Annotated in this window: 20 protein-coding genes and 1 pseudogene; 4 read left to right on the top strand and 17 right to left on the bottom strand. The window is 36.6% G+C overall.

The genetic code is table 11. From position 1 onward, the window contains the following. The first annotated feature begins 375 nt into the window (after window positions 1–375). The 4 genes and pseudogenes from AC4BB2_RS01690 to gad all read left to right on the top strand — a co-directional run bounded on the left by AC4BB2_RS01690 (window position 376) and on the right by gad (window position 5,448). Entirely contained in the window at window positions 376–1,464 is a 1,089-nt protein-coding gene (locus AC4BB2_RS01690; protein WP_490473722.1) for an alpha/beta fold hydrolase, read from the top strand. 175 nt (window positions 1,465–1,639) lie between these two features. Further along, window positions 1,640–1,844: pseudogene (locus AC4BB2_RS01685) on the top strand (GMP synthase (glutamine-hydrolyzing)); the annotation flags it as partial. Window positions 1,845–2,427: 583 nt separating this feature from the next. Further along, window positions 2,428–3,936, top strand: a complete 1,509-nt coding sequence (locus AC4BB2_RS01680) for a helix-turn-helix domain-containing protein (protein WP_490473721.1) — start codon at window positions 2,428–2,430, stop codon at window positions 3,934–3,936. A gap of 111 nt (window positions 3,937–4,047) precedes the next feature. Beyond that, entirely contained in the window at window positions 4,048–5,448 is a 1,401-nt protein-coding gene (gene gad / locus AC4BB2_RS01675) for a glutamate decarboxylase (RefSeq protein WP_490473720.1), read from the top strand. A gap of 71 nt (window positions 5,449–5,519) precedes the next feature. Here the strand turns inward: gad and truA are convergent, their stop codons facing one another. From truA to rpsE, 17 genes are all read right to left on the bottom strand, one after another. Then, window positions 5,520–6,266, bottom strand: coding sequence for a tRNA pseudouridine(38-40) synthase TruA (gene truA / locus AC4BB2_RS01670; protein WP_490473719.1), 747 nt, complete (start codon window positions 6,264–6,266; stop codon window positions 5,520–5,522). Between the two features lie 19 nt (window positions 6,267–6,285). Further along, window positions 6,286–7,083, bottom strand: a complete 798-nt coding sequence (locus AC4BB2_RS01665; RefSeq protein WP_490473718.1) for an energy-coupling factor transporter transmembrane component T family protein — start codon at window positions 7,081–7,083, stop codon at window positions 6,286–6,288. Next, entirely contained in the window at window positions 7,080–7,949 is an 870-nt protein-coding gene (locus AC4BB2_RS01660; RefSeq protein WP_490473717.1) for an energy-coupling factor ABC transporter ATP-binding protein, read from the bottom strand. Before AC4BB2_RS01660 ends, AC4BB2_RS01665 begins: the two co-directional genes overlap by 4 nt. Next, on the bottom strand, window positions 7,925–8,764 hold the full coding sequence (locus AC4BB2_RS01655) for an energy-coupling factor ABC transporter ATP-binding protein (RefSeq protein ID WP_490473716.1): 840 nt from the start codon (window positions 8,762–8,764) through the stop codon (window positions 7,925–7,927). The genes AC4BB2_RS01660 and AC4BB2_RS01655 overlap by 25 nt, the downstream gene beginning before the upstream one ends. Before the next feature lie 241 nt (window positions 8,765–9,005). Further along, the gene (locus AC4BB2_RS01650; protein ID WP_490473715.1) at window positions 9,006–10,175 is read right to left on the bottom strand and encodes a M20 family metallopeptidase; all 1,170 of its coding nucleotides are present in this window, start codon (window positions 10,173–10,175) and stop codon (window positions 9,006–9,008) included. A 15-nt stretch (window positions 10,176–10,190) separates the two neighbouring features. Next, window positions 10,191–11,393 carry a hypothetical protein gene (locus tag AC4BB2_RS01645; RefSeq protein WP_490473714.1) on the bottom strand — a complete coding sequence of 401 codons (1,203 nt, stop codon included), beginning with the start codon at window positions 11,391–11,393 and terminating at the stop codon, window positions 10,191–10,193. A gap of 289 nt (window positions 11,394–11,682) precedes the next feature. Then, window positions 11,683–12,066 (bottom strand): 50S ribosomal protein L17, encoded by a 384-nt coding sequence (gene rplQ, locus AC4BB2_RS01640; RefSeq protein WP_490473713.1) that lies wholly within the window; start codon window positions 12,064–12,066, stop codon window positions 11,683–11,685. A 27-nt stretch (window positions 12,067–12,093) separates the two neighbouring features. After that, entirely contained in the window at window positions 12,094–13,032 is a 939-nt protein-coding gene (locus tag AC4BB2_RS01635; protein ID WP_010761667.1) for a DNA-directed RNA polymerase subunit alpha, read from the bottom strand. 80 nt (window positions 13,033–13,112) lie between these two features. After that, window positions 13,113–13,502 carry a 30S ribosomal protein S11 gene (gene rpsK, locus AC4BB2_RS01630; protein WP_010761668.1) on the bottom strand — a complete coding sequence of 130 codons (390 nt, stop codon included), beginning with the start codon at window positions 13,500–13,502 and terminating at the stop codon, window positions 13,113–13,115. Window positions 13,503–13,529: 27 nt separating this feature from the next. Continuing rightward, the gene (rpsM, locus tag AC4BB2_RS01625) at window positions 13,530–13,895 is read right to left on the bottom strand and encodes a 30S ribosomal protein S13 (RefSeq protein WP_010761669.1); all 366 of its coding nucleotides are present in this window, start codon (window positions 13,893–13,895) and stop codon (window positions 13,530–13,532) included. An 18-nt stretch (window positions 13,896–13,913) separates the two neighbouring features. Next, window positions 13,914–14,030, bottom strand: a complete 117-nt coding sequence (rpmJ, locus tag AC4BB2_RS01620) for a 50S ribosomal protein L36 (RefSeq protein WP_002288710.1) — start codon at window positions 14,028–14,030, stop codon at window positions 13,914–13,916. A 32-nt stretch (window positions 14,031–14,062) separates the two neighbouring features. Then, complete coding sequence (gene infA, locus AC4BB2_RS01615; RefSeq protein ID WP_002356224.1) at window positions 14,063–14,281, bottom strand: translation initiation factor IF-1; 219 nt, start codon at window positions 14,279–14,281, stop codon at window positions 14,063–14,065. A gap of 196 nt (window positions 14,282–14,477) precedes the next feature. Beyond that, window positions 14,478–15,128, bottom strand: a complete 651-nt coding sequence (locus tag AC4BB2_RS01610; protein WP_490473712.1) for an adenylate kinase — start codon at window positions 15,126–15,128, stop codon at window positions 14,478–14,480. A gap of 86 nt (window positions 15,129–15,214) precedes the next feature. Continuing rightward, window positions 15,215–16,513: a preprotein translocase subunit SecY gene (gene secY / locus AC4BB2_RS01605; RefSeq protein WP_490473711.1), complete on the bottom strand. Its 1,299-nt coding sequence runs from the start codon at window positions 16,511–16,513 to the stop codon at window positions 15,215–15,217. Continuing rightward, the gene (gene rplO / locus AC4BB2_RS01600; protein ID WP_490473710.1) at window positions 16,513–16,956 is read right to left on the bottom strand and encodes a 50S ribosomal protein L15; all 444 of its coding nucleotides are present in this window, start codon (window positions 16,954–16,956) and stop codon (window positions 16,513–16,515) included. The genes secY and rplO overlap by 1 nt, the downstream gene beginning before the upstream one ends. A gap of 36 nt (window positions 16,957–16,992) precedes the next feature. After that, window positions 16,993–17,172, bottom strand: coding sequence for a 50S ribosomal protein L30 (gene rpmD, locus AC4BB2_RS01595; protein WP_010761673.1), 180 nt, complete (start codon window positions 17,170–17,172; stop codon window positions 16,993–16,995). Window positions 17,173–17,185: 13 nt separating this feature from the next. Continuing rightward, window positions 17,186–17,686, bottom strand: a complete 501-nt coding sequence (gene rpsE, locus AC4BB2_RS01590) for a 30S ribosomal protein S5 (RefSeq protein WP_069635454.1) — start codon at window positions 17,684–17,686, stop codon at window positions 17,186–17,188. Between the last annotated feature and the right edge of the window lie 19 nt (window positions 17,687–17,705).

Genomic DNA, 17,705 nt, shown 5'->3' with positions numbered 1-17,705 from the left:
GAATACATCTTCTCCATCCGAATACTTGCAAGGTTTCAATATATTTGTTCAAAAGGAAAAAGAGGCTTTGATATTTTATAGGTTAAGAGAACTTCCAAAAGCGAGTGGAGCAAAGAATCTAACAGGTTTTCTTATCTAGAAAATAGAACCTAAACAGTTTGCATTCGATATGAAATATATAGAGGATATTTCTAGAATAATTTATAATTGCGGTGAGGACATAGTATTTAGAGCATTTATGGTAGCCGACAAAAAAAGTTTATAGCATTTTTTTTATAATAGAACAATTACTAAAAACTTCTAAATATTTTAATGAACAAGTTAGCCAATATTTTTTAGAACAATTTATGTAGATTATGAAAGGACGTCGAGTTTGTGATAGTAGCATTAAAAATAATGATAGTGATTCTTTTATTTATATTTACCATACTATTTACTTTGATTTTATTGAAAGGTAAGGGTAAACCCATTACACTACTAGATAAAAATGGTAATAGTTATCCGAATGGGATATCCATTCGTGAAAAAATTAACATCAATGATAGTGAACAATCTATATTTATTACTGGTGAAGATAAAACTAAACCTGTACTTTTATTTCTCCATGGTGGGCCAGGTTCTCCCGAGGTAGCATTACACACTTTTGAGGAAGGAAATAGACTAGAAAAACAATTTATTGTGTGTTATTGGGAACAGCGTGGTGCTGGACTTAGTTATGGGGCTAGATTATCTTCTGAAGAGATGACATTAGATGTAATGCTGAATGACACGATTGCAGTTACAGAATATCTTGCAAAAAGATTTGGACAAGAAAAAATTTATATTATGGGGCATTCATGGGGAACTTTATTAGGTATAAAAGCGATACAAACAAAACCAGAATATTATAAAGCCTATTTTGGAATTGGACAAGTTGCTGATCAAAAAAAATCTGAGCAACTAGCTCATAAATTTATGCTAAATCATGCCAAAGAAATCGCCGATACCGAGGCTGTAAAAGCATTAGAAAAATTTGACACTTCTGACACAGCATTTCCAACCTCTAAGTATTTACTGTCAACGCGAACAAAATATATAAATAAATATGGTATTGGAATAATGCATGAAGAAAACTTTAAAATGTCCAAAATATTAAAACGAATATTTTGGTTTGAGGGATATAGTCTTTTAGATTTATTAAAATTTGGTTTAGGAAATATAAGTTCAGTCAAATCGATGGATAAAATACTTACAACAGTAAACTTAATGCAAGCAGAAACAAATTTTTGTATTCCCATGTATTTTTTTCAGGGAAAATATGACTACCAAGTTTCATATGAAGTTGCAAAACAGTATTTCGATAGTATAAATGTTCCTGAAAAAGAATTTTATACCTTCGAGCACTCTGCTCATTCGCCTAACTTTGAAGAAACCAAAAAGTTTTTAAAGATTATATTTTCAATCGTAGAAAAACATGAACGGTGATGCTAAATATACGCTATACGAATATCTGGTTATAAATAGTGTATAGTAAATTCCCTCTTGTAAAGATCTATAATAATACAAATTAATTTACTTTTTAGCTAATCCTAATTGAGCCATCCCCGAAAGTCTAACTTTTTTTGTGGCGACTCCAAATTATTACTTCATTTTTTTATGTATACTTGGTGAAATTATGGAAGATAAATTAAAAATCATGCGTAACTCCGATGCGATTTTTCGTGAAAAGATCGCCAATGCTGATTTAGATCGTGATATTTGTCAGTATTTTACTGTGTTACCAGACATCAGTAGTGTCATGAGTGAAAGCCGTACGTATGATTATAATTCGTTCAGTGACTTCGATTGATGAGATGACTGCTGATTCAATAACCTTCATATTCTATTAAAATCGTATTTAGATTAATTCTAACCTTAAAATTAGTAATGTGTAACCAAAAAGTCAGTTGAAAAACAACTGACTTTTTATTATAGTTTCAAATAAAAAAAGATAGCCTATCAAAGAAAGATGAATAGTTTGCTATTTCAAGTAATGAATGACAACTCAGAAAAATAAATCCTATTATTACCAATCTCTCTAGTAATAGAAAAGAATAGAAGCGCTGTTCTTTGTGCAACACAGTTCCTAAAAAAGGATGCTGACTACATAATATGTTACTGTAAACGATGGACATGTTCTGCTAACTGGCTCCAAGAACAATCGTTCCGTGAGTGCTGAGAAAAGCACGTGTTCAATAAATAAAGTCAAAAACAATGTTAAGAAAACCTAGTGACCGTTGACTTAGCAATGTAATATTAGTACAAACAATCTTCGCTTTCCCATGTTCCATTCAATTCACCAGAGATTGTCTTTTCATTAAAACTATCTCACTAACTGTCTGTTATTTATCATCTTAGCTGACAAGTTCCTATAAAGTACAGTAGAATAGAGAAAAGGAAGTGATTAGTATGCTATACGAGAAATTGATGATGGATTCGGGAATGCTAACAAAATTCATGTTGTTTAAACGAATCACACAACTCAACCAATCTGATTTATCTATTACCCAATTAGCTGAAGAACTATCTTTGAATTATCAACAAACATTTATTATAGCCACTGAAATCAACAATGATCTAACTAAACTACTTTCTACTCATCCGTCGATTTTACAAAAAGCTGGAAAAATCGACAGTACCAAACTACTTGTTACGATTGATGAATACCGCTACTTTCTATTGAAAAAGTCGGTTCCCTTTCAATATATCATGTATTTTTTAAACCACGACTCTCCCAACATAGACGATTTTTGTGAACGACATTACGTCAGCCGCTCAACTGTTTCCAGAAAAATGCTGCCTTTAAAAAAGCATGTAAAACAGTTCGGTCTTCGTTTTACATATACGGAAGCTAATTTAACTGGTGATGAACGCTCAGTAAGAGTCGCTCTTTTTGACGCACTTTGGTTAGGAACACGAGGAACAATTTGGCCATTTAAAAGTGTTGCACTTGAAGATGCTGAACATCTTGCTGCCGCCTTTGCGGAATATTTCCCTTTATCCAGAACTTACTTAGGTGCAAAAGAATTAAATTATTTTGCAGCGATTTTTCTTTGCCGAACCCGAAAAAAGATGTACGTTTCTTATGATGATCGCTATGATTTTTTAATGAAGGATAATCCTTATTATGATTTTGAGCGTTTAAATAAAGTATTAGGTCCTGTTCAAGCTTTACCACCTAAATATAGTAAAGGAGAAAGTAGTTTCATCTTTTTCTTAGCCCATTATGCTCCTTTTTATACATTAGAGGATGATCCTTCATTGTTTCAGACACTCAATGATTTCTCCGAGCGCCCTAATCCTGTCTACGAGTTAGTTCAAGAGTTTTTAGACTATGCAAAAATCAATATCTTTAAAAAGGAGCCTGAGCTTCTTGATAAACCAATACTTATCGGAAATCTTATCAATATTGCATTTACTTTCTATGTATTGAGGAAACCTTTTCCAAATTTACAAAGTTTAGTTGAAGGACCAAATAACAAGAGAAAAGCCGCTCAACTGCTTGAAGTAAAACTACAACAATTTTTTGATGAAAAAGCTCTGGAAAAAGAATATAAATTTGTTTATACAATCAAGAAACACTTAACCTATGCATTTAAAAGTGTTCTATTACCAGCTTATGATAAACCAAAACATTCTGAACATCTAAAGGTCGGTGTCGCATTTGAGCACAACTTTACTTTAGTTCGAATGATCTATCAATTTTTAAACGACTTAGGCTTTGTCGATTCTTCGCCTTACCAAGAAGAATTAAACAGTAGTTATGATTTAGTTATCAGCTCATCCTTGCTTCCAAGAAAAAAACATCCGGATCTACCATTGTATTTTTGGGATTTGTCCTATGGAAATAAAGATTTAGCTGATTTGTATAAGAGACTTCAACAATTATTTGAACAGAAAAATATGGTTCAGGACTAGATTGTTATTTGACTATTATTAATGCTTTAACAATATTTATCTTACGGAAGCCTATATACTAGAACTAGAAGAACGCTTCTAAACAAGAATAACTTTTTGGAGTGAAGACAAATGATACATAAAAAAAGGAAACAAGAAGATGCCGATTATTTAGAGCCAATTTTCGGGACAAAAGCAGAAGGACAAGTACTGCCTAACTATCGGTTAGCACAAAAACCGATTGAACCGCGGATTGCACATCAACTTGTGAAAGATGAATTGTTGGATGAAGGTAGCGCTCGCCAAAATTTAGCCACCTTCTGCCAAACATTTATGGAACCTGAGGCCGTGGATTTAATGTCCAGCACTTTAGAAAAAAACGCTATCGATAAATCTGAATATCCCCAAGTGACTGAATTAGAGAATCGCTGTGTCAACATGATTGCTGATTTATGGCACGCAAATAAATCAGAAGAATACTTAGGGACATCAACTATAGGTTCTTCTGAGGCCTGTATGTTAGCTGGAATGGCTATGAAATTTTCGTGGCGAAATCGTGTTCAGAAACTAGGATTAGATCTTACCAAGAAAAAACCAAATTTAGTGATCTCTTCTGGTTATCAAGTTTGTTGGGAAAAATTCGGTGTCTATTGGGATGTAGAATTACGTGAAGTGCCAATAGAACAAGCAGAAATGACCTTGAATCTTGACACTGTAATGGATTATGTGGATGAATATACAATTGGCATTGTGGGAATTCTTGGTATTACTTATACAGGAAAATATGATGATATTGAACAGTTAAACGACTTAGTTGAGCAGTATAATCAAACAACGGACTATAAAGTGTATATCCACGTAGATGGGGCATCTGGTGGACTTTTCACACCTTTCGTTGATCCAGAACTTGTCTGGGATTTCCGTTTAAATAATGTCGTTTCCATCAACACATCCGGTCATAAATATGGATTAGTTTATCCTGGAGTTGGTTGGGTCATCTGGCGCGGGAAACAATATCTTCCAGAGGAACTGATTTTTGAAGTCAGCTATTTAGGTGGAACTATGCCAACAATGGCTATCAACTTTTCCCATAGTGCATCTCATATTATCGGTCAATACTATAATTTTTTACGTTTTGGTTTTGAAGGATACCAGGCAATTCATCAAAAAACACGATTAGTTGCTAATTTTTTAGGGAACGAACTAGCAAAATTGGGTGATTTTGATGTTATCAATGATGGGAATGAACTTCCTGTTATTTGTTACTCTTTAAAAGAAGAGCATAATATACATTGGACACTTTACGATCTTTCAGATCGTCTAAGAATGAAAGGTTGGCAAGTTCCCACTTATCCTTTACCGAAAAATATGGATAATACTCTTGTCCAACGAATCGTTGTGCGTGAAGACTTTGGAATGAACTTAGCTCATGATTTTATTAATGACTTACAAAATGCACTGACTGAATTAAACCAAGCGCATATCCTTTTTCACAATAACGATGGTTTAAAATCTTACGGATTCACTCATTAATTATGCATGCAATAATAAGTATAGAAAAAAGTTCTCAGCTAATTTAAAAGCTAAGAACTTTTTTATTTCCATTATTCGTAATTCACTTCAACCAAGTACAATCCTTCAGGATGCGCGGTAGGTCCAGCTAAATTTCGATCTTTTGCGGCAATAATTTGTGGAATTGTTGTTTCATCCATCCGACCATTCCCCATCTTAAGCAGCGTACCTACCAAGATACGAATCATTTTATACAAAAAACCGTCGCCACGAAACGTAAAAACTAATTCGTCTCCTGCTTCATTAACTTCTAAACTTGCTTCATGGATTGTGCGAACCTTGTCTTCTATCTCAGTGCCAGAAGCACAAAAAGAGGTAAAATCATGGGTTCCTAGCAAATCAGGTAATGCGCGGCGAATCTTTTCCTCATCTACTGGATAAGGAAAATAACTAGCATAAAAGCGTTTAAATGGACTTCTTGGTTTACCGATATCTACACGAAATTGATAGGTTTTTTCGACAACGTGATAACGCGCATGAAATTCATCTGAAACGATCTCTACACTTTTTACTGCGATGTCCTCTGGTGTTTGGGTGTCTAGAGCATAACGCATCTTTTCTAAATCTCTAGTCTGTGGATAATCAAAATGAATGACTTGCCCTGCGGCATGAACACCAGCATCTGTCCGACCAGAACCAAAAATCGTGATTGTTTTGCCATTATTCATTTTTCTTAATGTTTTTTCAATCTCTTCTTGAACCGTTCGTCCATTTGGTTGAGCTTGAAAACCATTGAAATTCGTTCCATCGTAGGCAATTATTGCTTTATAACGCGGCATTTCTTTTCCACCTTTACTTCTAACTTCTTATCAAAATCAAGATCACAGTCAAAATGGCAAAAGCTAGCATTACAACAGTATCTTTCAAATGCCAGTGAAGAATGCGATATTTTGTTCGTCCCTCTCCACCTTGATAGCCTCTAGCTTCCATAGCTGTTGCTAAATCTTCTGCTCGATTAAAACTACTCACAAACAACGGAATCAACAAAGGGACAACTGCTTTCATCTTCTGAATCAAATTCCCTTCACCAAAATCTACTCCTCTAGCACGTTGCGCATTCATGATTTTCTCAGTTTCATCCATTAATGTCGGTACAAAACGTAAGGCAATCGACAACATCAAAGAAACTTCATGAACAGGAAAACGAACTACTTTTAAGGGACGTAATAGATACTCAATGGCATCTGATAAATCAAGTGGCGGTGTTGTTAATGTCAGTAATGTAGACATAAAAATAATCAACACAAAACGGCAGAATATAAATAGTCCATTGATTACACCAAATTCCGTAATCGTAAAAATTCCCCAGCTAAAGTAAACTTCGCCACCTTGTGTAAACAGCATTTGCAATGCGACTGTAAATAAGATCAGCCAAATCAACGGCTTAATTCCTCGAATAAAGAAACGAATATTAACTTTTGATAGAAAAATTGCAAATAACGTGAAAATAGCTAGAACACTATATGTTTGCCAATTATTAGCTAAAAATATAATCCCAATAAAGTAAAAGCTGGCGATTAATTTTGCTCGTGGATCCATCGTATGAATAAACGAATCCCCAGGGATATAACGCCCAAAAATTAACTTGTTCATCATAGGTTGTCACCTGCTTTTTGCAAATCTTTTAATAAATCATCTGCCAACGCTTCTGCTGTTAACGGCAATTTTTCAAATGAAACACCTTTAGCTATTAATTTTTCTGCAAATGAAGCGGCTGTTGGAACTCCTAATTGCTTTTCTTTCAACCATTCGATATTTTGAAAAACATCTTGAGGTGTTCCTGATTTGACAATTTTGCCTTTCTCTAAGACAATCACGTGATTCGCATAATTTGCAACGTCATCCATTAAATGCGTCACTAAAACGATGGTCATTCCCCGTTCTTCGTGAAGTCTCTGAAACATTCCCATCATTTCTTTACGTCCTTGCGGATCTAATCCTGCAGTAGGTTCATCCAATACCAGAACTTCCGGTTCCATAGCTAAAACACCAGCAATCGCCACACGACGCATTTGACCACCTGATAATTCAAAAGGAGAACGTTCTAAATAACTGGAATCCAGTCCTACTAAATCAAGCATTTCAGCTGCCAGTCTTTCAGACTCTTCTACTGATATACCGAAGTTTTTTGGACCAAAAGCAATGTCTTTAGCAACTGTTTCTTCAAATAGTTGCGCTTCTGGAAATTGAAATACAATACCGACTTTTTTACGAATCGGCTTAAGATTTTTATTATTTGTCTCTGGTACGATTTTGCGATTCCCAATCGTTACCGTGCCTTTTGTCGGTTTTACTAGCGCATTTAAATGCTGTAACAAGGTTGATTTGCCACTACCTGTATGACCGACAATTGCAGTATATGAACCGTCTTCTATCGTCAAATTCAAATCAAATAATGCTCGTTGTTCAAATGGTGTATTGGGCTGATAGGTAAAATCTACTTGTTCAAAACGGATGTCCATAACCAATCCACCATCCTTTCTTCAGTCAAATACTCCTCGGGTACATTAATGCCACGTTGCTTTAATGCTATTTTCAATTTTTCTGGAAACGGCAGATCTAAGCCCATCTGAATCAATTCAGTTCCAGCCGAGAAAATCTCCGCAGGTGTACCTTCGCCTACAAGTTCTCCTTGTTTCATCACTAAAATCCGATTGGCATTGGCCGCTTCGTCAATATCGTGGGTAATTGAAATAACAGTCAAATTGCTTTCCTCTTTGATTTTCTTGATGGTTGTAATCACTTCTTCTCGTCCTTCTGGATCAAGCATACTTGTTGCTTCATCTAAAATAATAATATCTGGACGTAACGCAACAACACCAGCAATTGCTACTCGTTGTTTTTGACCGCCGGATAAACGAGCGGGTTCACGTGTAGCAAAGGAATCCATTCGAACCTTTTCTAATGCATCTTTAACTCGTTCAAGCATTTCATCACGAGAAATTCCTTGGTTCTCTAATCCAAACGCAACATCATCTTCTACTGTTGATCCCACAAATTGATTGTCAGGATTTTGAAAAACCATTCCTACCATACGACGAATATCCCAAACGTTCGCTTCGTTTAGTTCCTTACCGCCAACAGCGATACTACCGGAAGCTGGTAATAATAATCCGTTAATTGTTTTTGCCAACGTTGATTTTCCTGAACCGTTGTGCCCAATAATTGCAATCCACTCACCTTGTTGGATGGAGAAAGACACATCTTTCAACGCGGGAGAAGCATCTTCAGGTTGATAGTTAAAATTGATATTTTTTAATTCAATGATCGGTTGCATCGCGTACTCCCTCAAATATTTAGTCTTACTAACACTAACAAAAATTCAGTGTTTTTTCAATCATCTCTTCTTATCTTTGCACTAACCTCTATTATAACAAAATAAGTCTAGTTATGTGTATTCTTATCTGTCAAGACAGGAAGTTTTTTAGTTCTTTATCAATCGTTCATCCTACTATCAAAAAAAATAGAACAAAACTAAGAAATCAGTTTTGTTCTATCCTATACTTTCAGATAATTGGCTATTGATTTAAATACTCAAATGCATATTGCGCATATAATTCCGCCCCGATTTCCATTGCATCTTCGTCTACATTAAAGCGCCCGTGGTGATGGGCCCATTGTGTATCTTTCTCTGGATTTCCACAACCGACTAATGCAAAACAACCTGAGGTATTTTCAGTGAAATAACTGAAGTCTTCTCCACCAGTAGTTGGCGGCTCTTGAACAAGCGCTTCTTTACCAAAATTTTCTTCAATGATTCCTTGAGCAAATAATGCATCTGCTTCATCATTGATTACAGGAACTGTTCCATAATTATAATCTACAGCCGCCGATCCGCCGTACACCGCTGCAGTTTGCTCTGCATAGCGTTTTAGTGCATTCTCTACACGATCACGTGTCTCAATGCTAAAACAACGCACAGTCCCTTCTAAACGAGCATTTTCAGCAATGACATTAAATCGTGTACCCACATCCATTTTCCCTACAGTCACAACGACTGGGTCTAGTGGGTTTGTCTCTCTGGAAACAATAGCTTGTACGTTCATAACGAAAGAGGAAGCTATTACTGCAGCATCCACACAAGCATCTGGCATAGCGCCATGTCCACCTCGCCCTTTGAAATCAATTGAAAAAATATCCGCTGAAGCAAATGACGAGCCAACAACACAAGAAGCTGTTCCAGAAGGCATTTGTGACCAGATATGGATCCCAAAAACATCATCCACACCGTCTACAGCTCCTTGGGCTACCATTGCTTTAGCCCCTTGAGCATTTTCTTCTGATGGTTGGAAAATAAAGCGAACAGTTCCTTTAAGCTCTCCTTGTACTTCTTTTAAGGCTTTCGCTGCTGTCAAAAGCATCGCTGTATGTGCATCATGACCGCATGCATGCATTTTGCCATCTTCCAGTGATTTATATGAAATATCTTCATTTAATTCTTGAACAGGCAACGCATCCATATCGGCACGTAAAGCAACTGTTTTACCAGGTTTGCTGCCAACTAAATTAGCAATAATTCCTGTAGGTTCAGTTTTACGATAAGGAATACCTATTTCGTCTAACGCTTCAGCAACTTTTTCAGTAGTTCTAAACTCTTCAAATTGCAACTCTGGATGTTGATGTAAATCTCTTCTAAAATCAATCATGTCTTCTGTATATTTTTGGATCAAAGTTTTTAGTTCTCTCATTTCGTTCCCTCATTCCTATAAACTCAGTAAAATACTCGAAAAGATTCCAGCTAATATAACGGATACAATCGTGACCGTTATAAATCCTGCAACCAACATTGGCGGCATCATATGACTCGTTAAGGCTTCTTTTTCCTTTTCATCTTCGGTCAATGACTGAATGACTTCATTTGTAATAATATAATCTGCTGGAAAGCCATACAAAGCAGTCAGAGATACAGCAAACGCCATTTCTTTACTAACTCCTAGTAACCTTCCGACAACTGCAGAAAAAATATACATTCCAATAACACCAACAATAATGATTCCTACCATTGGTACCAATAATTCTTCTAACATCTCAGGTGTCGCTTTTTTTAATCCATCAAAAATAAATAACATTAATCCTAGAATAGCAAAACCAAAGCTGTTGGCTTTTTTTAGTGGTTGTTTTTCTAAAAAGCCTAATGAAGAAGCAACTACACCAAAAAATAAACATAAGACAAATGGACTAATCGTTAGAAACGGCCCGCACCAAACTGAAATATAATAGGCTAATAAAGCCACAATCGCTAAACGAAAGATTCGTGAAAAATCCGTATGGTATTTTTTGGGAACCTTATTAAATAATTTGGGAATATCTTCATCGACTTCCTCTGACTGACTATTTTCTATCTCATGTGTTGGTGTCCATTCACCATTACGATACTTTTCAAGCATTTGTTTTCCTTCTTTTTTTAACATAATAGATGTTAAAGGGTATCCGGCAAACCCTTGCATCACATAAATCAAAATAGCTAATACCGACAATGATGTCAGACCAGCCGTTTGAGCAGCTTCTGACATAATCAATGATGAAACAACACCCCCAACTAATGGCGGTACTGCTACTAAAACCGTTTTAAAATCAAACATTAATGATCCCACCGTTAATAATAATACAACAATTCCTAAAATCCCTGAAAGTGTGATCACAATTGTTTTCCATTGATTTGCTAGCTCTTTGATTGATAATAATGTCCCCATATTCGTAATCAACAGATACATCAATAATGTAGCAACTACTGGAGGAATACCTGCAATCTCAACGATATTCTCTGGAAAAAATGTCCAGTAACCTATAACAAATAATACTGCACAAACAAAAACGGATGAAATCCATGCTTTCGTTTTGGCTGATACAACGTCTCCAATGTACAATATCCCCATTAGTAACGTAAAAGCTGTCAATTGTGCCATGTTAATCCCCCTTTAAAACTCCTTTTCTTTTGTCAGAAAATTGCGACTAATAAAAGTATACTAAAATTCGCACTAAGATGCAATAACATAACAACGATAAGTGAATTTCCCAAGCCAAAACAAAAAGCCCTAAGAATAAATTCTTAGGACAAAAAAATACACCTTATCATATGATGAGTGCTCCCCTGCCAAACAAGTTTGACAGGGAAAGCGTTGAGCTAGACTAGGAGTCGCCTCCAACATCATAACACTCTAAAAGAATCATCTATAAAGTGACGGTATAGTTTGATTATTTAACAAATTCGATAATTACCATTGGTGCTGCATCTCCGCGTCTTGGTTCTGTCTTCAAGATACGAGTGTAACCACCTTGGCGTTCAGCGTAACGAGGTGCAAGATCATTGAATAACTTTTGTAAAGCTGATTCAACAACAACTGCTTCGTTTTCTTCACGTACGCTAGCAACTTCATTACGTACAAAAGTAGCTGCTTGACGACGAGCATGAAGATCTCCACGTTTGCCTAAAGTAATCATTTTTTCTGTTGTAGAACGAACTTCTTTCGCACGAGCTTCAGTCGTAACGATACGTTCATTGATAATTAAATCAGTAGTTAAGTCACGCAACATTGCCTTACGTTGGCTTGATGTGCGTCCTAATTTACGATAACCCACGTTGGTTTTCCTCCTTCGTAAAAAGTATTAATCGTCTTTACGTAAGCCTAAACCTAAATCATGTAATTTTAGCTTAACCTCTTCAAGAGATTTACGACCTAAATTACGTACTTTGATCATTTCTGGTTCAGATTTATTTGTAAGTTCTTGTACAGTGTTAATACCTGCACGTTTTAAACAGTTATATGAACGAACAGACAAGTCTAGTTCTTCGATGGTCATTTCTAGCATTTTTTCTTTTTGTGTTTCTTCTTTTTCAACCATGATTTCAGCGTTTTTCGCTTCATCTGTTAGGTTAACAAAGATGTCTAAATGCTCCGTCATAATCTTAGCAGCTAAGCTAAGGGCTTCTTGAGGAATGATTGAACCATCAGTCCATATTTCCATTGTTAATTTGTCGAAGTCATCACGACGACCAACACGAGTGTTTTCTACTTGGTAGTTTACACGGCGAACTGGTGTATAGATGGAATCAACTGGGAGAACACCAATTGGCATATCTTCCTTTTTGTTTTCGTCTGCTTGAACATAGCCACGACCAGGTTTCACTGTTAAGCGAGCATGGAAAGTAGCTCCTTCAGAGACACTACAGATAATTAAATCTTTATTCAAGATCTCAACATCGCTGTCAACGATAATATCGCCAGCAGTTACTGTAGCAGGTCCTGTAATATCGATCTCAAGGGTTTTTTCTTCTTCCGCATAAAGCTTAAGAGCTAAACCTTTAATATTCAAAATAATTTGAGTTACGTCTTCTCTCACACCTTTAATGGTAGAGAATTCATGCAACACACCATCGATCTGAATATTTGTAATAGCCGCTCCCGGCAGAGAAGATAATAAAATACGACGTAGAGAATTACCTAAAGTAGTCCCGTAACCTCTTTCCAGTGGTTCAACGACGAACTTGCCATAATCTCTATTTTCATCAATTTTTTCGATTCTTGGTTTTTCAAATTCAATCATTCTTATCTATACCCCTTTCAAAACGAAAAGTGTCTTGTTCAATGACGTTCTTAATTCAAACTCAGAATGAGTGGCACTCATTAAACACGACGGCGTTTTGGAGGGCGGCATCCATTATGAGGAACTGGAGTCACGTCACGAATTGCAGTCACTTCTAAACCTGTTGCTTGCAATGAACGAATCGCTGCTTCACGTCCAGAACCTGGTCCTTTAACTGTTACATCAACAGTTTTTAGTCCGTGTTCTTGTGCTGCTTTAGTTGCAGCTTCTGCGGCCATTTGAGCTGCAAACGGTGTTGATTTTTTACTTCCTTTAAAGCCTAATGATCCTGCTGATGACCATGCTAATGCATTACCATGACTGTCAGTGATCATTACAATTGTATTGTTGAATGTAGAATGGATATGTGCAATCCCAGTTTCTATATTCTTTTTCACACGGCGTTTACGACTAACTTTTTTTGCTGCCATGAAGATCTAACCTCCTTCACTTAGGAATTATTTTTTCTTGCCTGCTACAGTACGAGCTGGGCCTTTACGAGTACGTGCATTATTTTTCGTGTTTTGTCCACGAGTTGGTAATCCACGACGGTGACGGATTCCACGGTATGAACCGATTTCCATCAAACGTTTGATGTTCAAGTTCACTTCACGACGAAGATCACCTTCAACTTTTAACTTATCAATTTCCGCACGGATGGCATCTGTTTGATCGTTCGTTAAGTCACGAACGCGAATATCTTCAGATACGCCAACGTTTGCTAAAACTTTTTTAGCAGTAGTGTTACCAATACCAAAAATATAAGTAAGGGAAATTACTACACGTTTATCACGAGGGATGTCTACTCCTGCAATACGAGCCATTATTCGTTACACCTCCTATTATCCTTGACGTTGTTTATGTTTTGGATTTGCTGGGCAAATGACCATAACACGTCCTTTACGGCGAATTACTTTACAATGTTCACACATTGGTTTTACTGATGGTCTTACTTTCATGATAATACCTCCCTGAATTTTACGGAGTACAATTATTTAAAGCGATAAGTGATTCGACCACGAGTTAAATCATATGGAGATAACTCTACAGTCACTTTATCCCCAGGTAAAATTCGAATATAGTGCATACGGATTTTACCGGAAACAGTTGCAAGAACTTGGTGTCCATTTTCTAGTTCAACTTTAAACATTGCATTCGGCAAAGTTTCGACGACTGTACCTTCGACTTCAATCATATCTTCTTTTGCCACGCACAGTACCTCCTTGTACTTGTTTCGCATTTTCACACGATAAAATGGCGGAAACTTCAGCTCCCACCCAGAATTTTCAATTAAACTTCTTCTTAAAAAAGATAGAAGTCGGACTGATATATTCTAGCATAAACTATTCTATTTGGCAAGAGAATCTGAATCAAACAAAATGGTAGGCTGCGGGCAATTCAAACAACTATCTTTTTTCAATGATTTGCTTCACTTCAGAAAAAACAGCATCGATATCGCGATTACCATCTATTGTATGCAATACGCTTTTAGCTTTATAAAAGTCTAAAATCGGTGCACTACTTTTGATGTTTACTGCCAGACGGTTTTTAACCGTTTCAGGCTTATCATCTTCTCTTTGATAAAAATCATGTCCGCCGCAGCGATCGCATGTTCCTTCTACAGTAGGAGGATTGAAGATTTTATGGTAAGTTGCTCCACAAGTACGGCAGATAAACCGACCAGCTAAACGTTCAACCAAAATGTCTTCTTCAACATGTATATCAATGACAGCATCAATTTTTTTATTTAATTCTTTTAACATTTTATCTAATGCTTCTGCTTGATCCAAAGTCCGCGGAAAACCATCTAATAAAAAGCCTTTATCAGTATCTGGTTCAGCTAAACGTTCTTTGACAATTCCATTTGTTACATCGTCTGGAACCAAAGCACCTTTATCGATATAAGATTTCGCTTCTAAGCCAAGAGCAGTTTCATTTTTCATAGCAGCACGGAACATATCTCCTGTAGAAATATGTGGAATATCGTAAGTATCAACGATTTTTTCTGCTTGAGTTCCTTTGCCTGCTCCAGGCAATCCCATTAAAATGAGGTTCATTTCATTTCCTCCTAATTTTAAAGGCTGGCTTTTGAAGCTAGCCCAATGAGAGAATGGTGCTGAGGATAATCCTCAACACACTATTCCTACTTATTGATAAAGCCAACATATTGACGTTTCAACATTAAACCTTCTAATTGTTTAGCTGTTTCTAAAGCAACACCAATCACAATCAGCAAGCTAGTTCCTCCTAGACCGATAGATTGCGGTAACTTCCAAATCATTTGTGCAATGATTGGTAGTAATGCAACTAAACCTAGGAAAATAGAACCGACAACACTTAGTCTCATTAACATTCCAGATATATATTCTTCTGTCCCTTTACCTGGTCGTACGCTTGGAATATAGCTTCCTTGTTTTTGTAAGTTTTCCGCTAATTTCTCAGGGTTAACTTGAACAAAAGCATAGAAGAATGTGAAAGCAACGATCAGTACAGTATAAATAATTGCACCTGGAACGGTATTGTAACTAAAAATTTGTGTCATTATATCATACCATCCTTCACCAGAATAACTCTTAGAGAAGGCTTGTAAAACGGCATTCGGCGTTGCGATCAATGAACTGGCAAAGATAACTGGAATAACACCTGCAGCATTTACTTTTAATGGTAAATAACTACTCGTTGGTGCACCAGAAACGCGTTTTGTATATTGGATCGGAATTTTTCGTTCTGCTTGCTGGAAAAATGTTACTAACGTAACTACAGCTAAAATTGCAATAATTAAAATCACAATAAAAATAGCAGACTGCCAAATTTTAGAGGCTTCAATATTGATAAAGTAATCGTCAACGATTTCTTTGATTCCTTCTGGTAAACGAGAAATAATTCCCGCGAAGATAATCATTGAAACACCATTACCGATTCCTTTTTCAGTAATTTGCTCTCCCAACCAAGTAACAAACATTGTTCCCCCAGTTAAAATAACAGCGATCATCACATAGGTACTGATGTTAGGATTTTTTACAATCCCGGCTTGACTTAAGCTTTGGAATCCAGCGGTAATACCCATAGATTGAGCAATACCCAAGACAATCGTTAGATATCTTGTTGCTTGATTCAATTTCTTACGTCCAACTTCACCTTGCTTCGACCATTCTACAAATTTAGGAATGATATCCATTTGTAATAATTGAATGATGATTGATGCTGTAATGTAAGGCGAAACCCCCATCGAAAAGATAGAGAAGTTTTGCATTGCACTACCGCTGACCATATTCAACATATTTAAAAATGGCAAATTGCTTAAGTCTTGCAATCCTTTTGCATTTACGCCAGGTACAGTTATATGCGCACCTAAACGAAATACAAAAAGAATGAATACAGTAAACAAAATTTTTGATCTAATGTCTTTGACTTTAAAAGCATCTTTTAATAGTTTAAACATTAGATCACCTCGATTGATCCACCAGCTGCAACAATTGCTTCTTCTGCTGCTTTAGAGAATTTAGCTGCTTTCACAGTTAATTTTTTAGTCGTTAGTTCACCATTGGCAAGAACTTTGATCCCAGCTTTTTCGTTTTTCACGATTCCAGCTTCGATAAGTCCAGCAGGTGTAACTTCAGTTCCATCTTCGAAACGATTTAAGATATCTAAGTTGATAACTGCATAATCTTTACGGTTGATGTTCGTGAAGCCTCGTTTTGGTAAACGACGGAATAATGGAGTTTGACCCCCTTCAAATCCAAGTCTTACACCACCACCTGAACGAGCTTTTTGCCCTTTTTGTCCACGGCCGGCAGTTTTACCATTACCAGATGAAGTACCACGTCCAACACGGTTACGTACTTGGCGTGAGCCTTCAGCAGGTTTCAATTCATGAAGTTTCATTGGTTTGGCACCTCCTTAACAATGTACTATTGTAAATTAAACTTCTTCAACGTCCACTAAATGTGACACAGTGTTGATCATACCTTTGATTGCTTCGTTAGCAGGTTTCACAACAGAGCTGTTTAGTTTACCTAAACCTAATGCTTTAACTGTATCTTTTTGGTTTTGAGGACGTCCGATAACGCTGCGTTTTAAAGTAACTTTTAATTCAGCCATTATTTTGTCCTCCTTATCCTAAGATTTCTTCTACAGATTTACCACGAAGTGCTGCCACTTCTTCGGCACGTTTTAATTGTTTTAACCCTTCAACTGTTGCGCGAACAACGTTGATTGGTGTGTTTGAACCTAATGATTTTGATGTAATATCTGCTACACCAGCTAATTCCAATACGGCACGAACTGGTCCACCAGCGGCTACCCCAGAACCTTCTACTGCAGGTTTCATAAGGATACGGCCACCACCGAATACCCCAATCACTTCGTGAGGGATAGTAGAACCAACCATAGGCACTTCAACTAAGTTTTTCTTCGCGTCTTCAATTGCTTTACGGATTGCTTCTGGCACTTCTTGTGCTTTACCAGTCCCAAAGCCAACGTGACCGTTTTTATCGCCCACAACAACTAATGCAGCAAAGCGTAGACGACGTCCACCTTTAACAACTTTAGTTACACGGTTGATAGCAACAACGCGATCTTCTAATTCCAAGTGTTTTGGATCAATATAAACCATGAATGGTGTTCCTCCTTCT

The sequence above is a fragment of the Enterococcus sp. AAFC-DPL-5146 genome, assembly GCF_058216635.1.
This window is presented reverse-complemented; position numbering and strand designations above follow the sequence as displayed.